Here is a 5,802-nt window from a genome sequence, read left to right as displayed (position 1 = left end):
AGTTGATCCCGCCCGATGCGCAGATCGAAAAGCTCTGCGAGGGCTTCAACTGGTCGGAGGGGCCAGTGTGGAAGGATGGCGCGGTGCTCTTTTCCGATGTGCCGGAGAACGTTGTTTATCAATGGAAGCCCGGCGAAACTAAAGCCGCGGTCTTTCTCAAACCGAGCGGGTTGCTCAAGCCGACGCCCGGTTTCCGGGAGCAGGGCTCAAACGGGCTCGCCCTCGATGCCGAGGGACGGCTGATCCTTTGCCAGCACGGCGAACGGCGCGTCGCGCGCTTGAACGCGGACGGCACGCAGACCGCGCTCGCGGACAAATTCGAGGGCAAACGTTTCAACAGCCCCAACGACCTGGCCTTTCGAAAGAACGGCGACATCCATTTCACCGATCCACCCTACGGCCTCGAAAAGCTGAACGATTCGCCGCTCAAGGAGATTCCTTTCAACGGCGTCTATCGCCGCACACCCGACGGTAAGGTGACGTTGCTCACGAGGGAGATTGGTTTTCCCAACGGCATCGCGTTTTCCCCGGACGAAAAGACCCTCTACGTGGCGGACTCGAAAGAACTGAAAATTTTCGCCTTCGACGTGCAACCCGATGGCGCGACTACTAAACAGCGCGTGCTGTTCGACGCGATGCCGTTGCGCAAACCCGACCGCAAAGGCTCCTGCGACGGCATGAAAGTCGATAAGGACGGCAACCTGTGGGCGACCGGCCCGGGCGGCGTGCTCATCCTTACGCCCGCAGGCAAGCACCTCGGCACGATTCTCACCGGCGAGGCGACGGCGAACTGCGCCTGGGGCGATGGCGGCTCTACGCTCTACATGACCGCCGATATGTTCCTTTGCCGGATCAGGACGGCGACCAAAGGGGCGGGCTATTGAGGGCGGCGGTGCACCGTTCTTAGTCCCAGCACGCTGATAAAGAAGCTCGAGAAGATGATTTGTATCCCGACGATGATCCACGCCGCCGAGGGCACCAGGCGCCGGAGGTTGTCCGGGTATGGGATCTCGCCATAACCGGTCTGCTCCCACATCCAAAGAGCGCGAGCGAACAAACCCAATCCGACGAGGCAAAACAGAAGACCGGCTGCAATGCCTCGCTCGAGGGTGAGAGTACTAAATAGCCGGGAGAACTTCGGGTCGGCGGGCAGCAGCCCTCTCGCGATGGCAAATACTTTGGTGAAATAAGCAAACGCCACCAGTTGCACGCCGACGATGACTAACATGCAGGCTTCCACGAGCGTCCCCACATCAAGCTGGATGTTCCCGATCCGGACGGGCCCGATCGACAGCACCGCGGCGGCGATGAACCCAAGGCTCGCGAGCAATAATCCGGGCACGAGAAATAACCAGCGGGGCGAGTAGATCAACATGAACCGGAGGTGGCGCCATCCATCGCGCCACGGACGGAGATGCGGCGAGCGTGAGCGGCCATCGGGATAAAGGATGATGGGCACTTCGGCGATGCGCAATGACTTCAACACCGCCTTGATCACCATCTCGGAGGCGAACTCCATCCCGGTCGTTTGCAAATCGAGCCCTTCAATGGCCGGCTTTTGAAACGCTCGCAAGCCGCAGTGCCAATCGCGCGAGGAGCTCTTGAAAAAGGCGCGGCCCAGAAAAGAAAGGACTGGATTTCCGATCCACCGGTTCTTCCACGGCATCGCGCCCGGCATGATCCGCCCCCCGCCGGCCGGGAGCCGGCAACCCATCACCAGGTCGTGCCCTTCCCGCAGCCTGGCGATGAATCCGGAGATGTTCGAGAAGTCATAGCTGCCGTCGGCGTCTCCCATGATGATCCATCTGCCTTTGGCTTCCTTGATACCGCCACGCAGTGCGCTCCCATAACCTTTCTCGGCGACATGGACCACGCGGGCGCCGTTCGCCTCCGCGATCGCCGCGGATCGATCGGTGCTTCCGTTGTCGGCAACGAGGATCTCGCCAGTCACCGCTGCGTTGGCCAAACCGAGCTTCGCGTCTTGAATGCATTTCCCCAGCGTTTCCGCTTCATTCAAACACGGCATCAGGATCGTCACTTCACAAGCTTGCGGCTTCATGGTTTTTTTACACATCGATCACTCGGCCGACGGCGCCGCCCGGGTCAAGAATGATCAGGTTTTCATCGCTCGCGCTTCAACGCTTCAATCCCCCTTCCACGTTTCGCTGGCTCCTCAATCGGCAGAACTCTAACCTCCCGCTTCGGATGCGCACGGGTCTAAGACATCGCTGGAGCGTAGGAAACAATTACCTGGCCGGGATCACGGCGGGGGCCTGGTGGCGATTGCTGCGGGACAATCGCTTTGCCGTTGATCCTGTCTACTGGCATCGCGCCGCTTTCGTGACGCTCGCGAGCCTGATGAACTCCCTCTGCGCGCGAAGAGAGGAGCGGGCTGTTCGCCGCGGCAGTGGCGGAAATCCGGGTGCCGCCGCCGCTATTCATCCTGGGGCACTGGCGGAGCGGAACAACGCTTCTGCACAATCTGCTGACGCGGGACACCGGTCAGTTCGCGTACGCGAACACCTACCAGGCGGTGAATCCCCGTACTTTCCTCAGCACAGAAGCGGTGAACACGAAACTGTTTGGATTTCTTGTCCCGAAAACACAGCCATCCCATAGGCGGGTGGAAAAGGCTTGGAAGAGATGGGGTGAAGCTGCCACACGGCAGCCGTGAAAAAAACACGCCAAACTCCTCCAAGCCGCGGCAAGCTTTCCGTGCTGCGGCAGATCTGCAATCTTATTCCCAATCATCTCGTGCCGAAGCTGGCGCGCGAAACGGGGGCGCAAAAGCAAGCGCGCACCTTCACCCCCTGGGGGCTGCATTCCGGAGCGCTCTCGGCGATTCGGGGCGCCAAGGCGCCTTGCCGCAACACCTTTTCGCACGCCAATAAGACGCGCGATCCCGCCCTGGCCGAGCGGCTGTTTTGGGCCGTGCTCGAACATCTGCGCACGCTCTCGCCGCGTTTTGCCGGCGGCCAGCGCGTGCGCTTGGCACACCGCTTCCGCCGGACGATCAGCGTGGTCGATAGCACGGTGCTCCAGCTGGTGGCCAATTGCCTGGATTGGGCCAAGCATCGCCGGCGCAAGGCCGCGGCCAAATGTCATCTGCGGCTGGATCTGCAAAGTTTTCTGCCGGTGTGCGCGATCGTCGATGTGGCGCGCGAGCACGACAACGTGCGCGCTCACCAGCTCTGTGCGCGGCTGCAAGCGGGCGAGATTGTCCTCTTTGACAAGGCTTACGTGGACTTCGAGCATCTCTACGCGTTGCAGGAGCGCGGGGTTTTTTGGGTCACCCGCGCAAAGGACGATCTGGCCTGCCGGGTGGTTGAAAAGCTGCCCAAGAGCAAGGATCCGCGCGTGCGGCGCGAGGATCTCATCGTGCTCACGGTCTTCTACAGCCGCAAAGCTTACCCGCTGCGGCTGCGGCGCGTCAGCGCGCGGGTGGAGGTCGATGGCCGCGAAGTGGAGAGGGTCTTTTTAACCAATCACTTCGGCTGGAGCGCCGGCACCGTGGCGGAGCTTTACCGCTGCCGCTGGCAGATCGAGGTCTTCTTCAAGCAGATCAAGCAGACCCTCCAGCTGAGCGACTTCCTGGGCAACAGCGCCAACGCCGTGCGCTGGCAGGTGTGGACCGCGCTCTTGTGCTATGTGCTGCTGCGCTTTCTCGCCTGCGTGCATGGCTGGCACCATAGCTTTACGCGGCTTTTCACCGTGCTGCGCAGCACGCTTTGGGAGCGCTGGGAGCTTGGTTCTTTGCTCGGTTTCTATGGGACAGCCGGTGGCAGTTTTCGATGCCTGGGCCAGCCCCAACAAGCCTGGCTGCTGCACGAATCGTGAAGCCTCCGCCGGCTATGGGACAGCACAGCGAAAATCTCTACCCTAGGACCATCGCAAACTCTTAACGTCACTTTTCGAAATTCAGCTACGAGCCCTAGCAAACATCAGCCTCGCTAGCCCATCCCAGGCTGCTATGGGATGGCTGTGGATTTGGAGGTCTTCTCTTCGTGCCATGCTCTCTTTGTCGCGCTCTTCATCTACATCTACGATCTTCCCGAATCCGAGCACAGCGAACGCCTTCTTCACCGCTTCGACGAGTTGCGCATCGGTTCCTGTGAGGATGTTGTGAATCCACCCGCTTGTCGCCCGCTCATTTTCCAGTTCCCTCTCCAAAGTCGCTAAGTTCGCCCTCGCACGCTCTTCAACCTCTATCTGTTTCGCCTTCAGCTCCAGTACCCGCGGCAGCTCATACTCGGGTCGGTGCGTCCATAGCCCGCGCTCAACATACGGAAAAAGGTGCGGCGCCAGCTCCGGTAAAATATCTACAAACAGCCCTGTTAGAAACGCTGTTTTGTCCCTCAACTGCGGCAGAATGATCACCGTCCCTTCTTGGCCTTTCAGCCATGCTACACCAACTGAATGCTTGAACTTGTTTTGGCAGAGCGGGCGCCAACCTTCTCCCGACCAATTTGGAGCGGAAACAGTGCAGTTGAACCTTCCGCCTCTCAAATGCTCGGCAACGAGCTTCCCGAGAGGCGTGCTGGTATCGGAAGGCGTCATTTCCTCTCCGCGGTCGTCGCCGATCTCGAATGTTTGACAGGTAGATAGGAAATCCCAAATGTCACCGTGGAATGGACGTTCGTCATAGAGTCTTGGAAAGTGCCCGCCGCTGAGGCACGCGTACTGGACTTCTTGATGCTGTTTAGCGTCGGCGAAGATGACAAACACGCCTCCCATTCCCAGAATCCGATCGAAGGCTTCGCGCACCTGCCACATTGCCCTTGGGCGAGGATCGATGAAACCTTTGTGGCATTTGGCCCACAAATCCGGTTCGCTATCAGGCCAGTGCTTCTCACCACTCGGACCAGCGTCGTATTCTTCGACGTGAAGGTCTACAACAACGATTTCTTGCTCTTGATGATTGGGAAGCTTTGCCCGTCCGATAATAGGGTAGTTCCCAGACTTAGGAACCTTGTACGGTGTGCCAAAGGTGCCACGAGTCACGTTAAAACCTTTATCGGCGAGGGCTTCCGCTGCACCATCGTCTATGTCGAGGAGCAGTACTTTCGGCTTAGGATGCTTGAGTTCAGACGCTTCACGTGCTGAACGGTTCGGCGCATCTGTTTTCGGATTTGCTTTACCAATCGGAAACATGACCGTCGCTCTGGCTATTTAGACGATTGCTCCGCTAAGCAGCTTCGGCAGCAGCGTGTCGCGCAGGTTGGCGAGGGTGCGGGATTGCTTGGAATTGGCGAGCACCCGGGTCACGAGCGGTGCGGCTTGGTGTGTGAACGCGTCGACGACCGGGGATGGCGGCACAAGAACGGCGAGCGAACGAACTGCGGTGGAATTAAGGCCGGGGATGGCAACGCCCGTGCCTTTGATTCGCATCTCGGCGAACGCGAGCTCGGAAGTCATCCAGAAATAAATGTATTCTTGGCTCAGACGTTCGTTGGCGCGCAGACGATAGACGTGCTCGTTGATGCAGCATTTCTCAAACGGGAATCCGTCGCCGAACATGCTGACATGAGGCTCGTACTCGCCGGGTCTTCCGCCGTCCTTGTAGAGCAGAACGTCATGGCTCTCGATATGGCCTTTTCTCATTTCTCTGTAGAACTCGAACGGCACGAATTTCGTCTTGCCGAAATCGAAGACTCCCATGCTGACGATGCTCTCGGCCCCGATGCTGGGGACACCACTAGCCCTAAAATAAGCGAGGTTGGATGTTTGTTGTGCGCGAATGAAGCAAATGTTGATCTATGACCGGTTTTCACCACGCCAACGCCGCTGGTGCAGCCAAGCTGG

Annotated in this window: 6 protein-coding genes; 3 read left to right on the top strand and 3 right to left on the bottom strand. The window is 59.1% G+C overall.

The window, feature by feature from the left end; all coding sequences use genetic code 11:
* Positions 1-884, top strand: an 884-nt coding sequence (locus M3436_18700; GenBank protein MDQ3566026.1) for an SMP-30/gluconolactonase/LRE family protein, incomplete at its 5' end; no start/stop codon positions are given.
* Here the strand turns inward: M3436_18700 and M3436_18695 are convergent.
* Positions 878-2,059: a glycosyltransferase family 2 protein gene (locus M3436_18695; GenBank protein ID MDQ3566025.1), complete on the bottom strand. Its 1,182-nt coding sequence runs from the start codon at positions 2,057-2,059 to the stop codon at positions 878-880. The genes M3436_18700 and M3436_18695 overlap by 7 nt on opposite strands.
* A gap of 363 nt (positions 2,060-2,422) precedes the next feature.
* On the opposite strand from M3436_18695, the gene M3436_18690 reads away from it, so the two are divergent.
* Together M3436_18690 and M3436_18685 are read left to right on the top strand one after the other, a co-directional pair.
* A complete protein-coding gene (locus M3436_18690) occupies positions 2,423-2,674 on the top strand; it encodes a sulfotransferase (GenBank protein ID MDQ3566024.1) in 252 nt (83 codons plus the stop codon).
* Entirely contained in the window at positions 2,671-3,837 is a 1,167-nt protein-coding gene (locus M3436_18685; protein ID MDQ3566023.1) for an IS4 family transposase, read from the top strand. Before M3436_18690 ends, M3436_18685 begins: the two co-directional genes overlap by 4 nt.
* A gap of 81 nt (positions 3,838-3,918) precedes the next feature.
* Here M3436_18685 and M3436_18680 read toward each other — a convergent pair whose 3' ends face one another.
* Positions 3,919-5,151: a hypothetical protein gene (locus M3436_18680; GenBank protein MDQ3566022.1), complete on the bottom strand. Its 1,233-nt coding sequence runs from the start codon at positions 5,149-5,151 to the stop codon at positions 3,919-3,921.
* 18 nt (positions 5,152-5,169) lie between these two features.
* Positions 5,170-5,658, bottom strand: a complete 489-nt coding sequence (locus tag M3436_18675; GenBank protein MDQ3566021.1) for a hypothetical protein — start codon at positions 5,656-5,658, stop codon at positions 5,170-5,172.
* Positions 5,659-5,802 lie beyond the last annotated feature (144 nt).

Source organism: Pseudomonadota bacterium, from assembly GCA_030859565.1.
Lineage (GTDB): Bacteria > Pseudomonadota > Gammaproteobacteria > JACCXJ01 > JACCXJ01 > USCg-Taylor.
The sequence above is the reverse complement of the archived record's forward strand: the minus strand, read 5'-3'. Positions and strand labels throughout refer to the sequence as shown.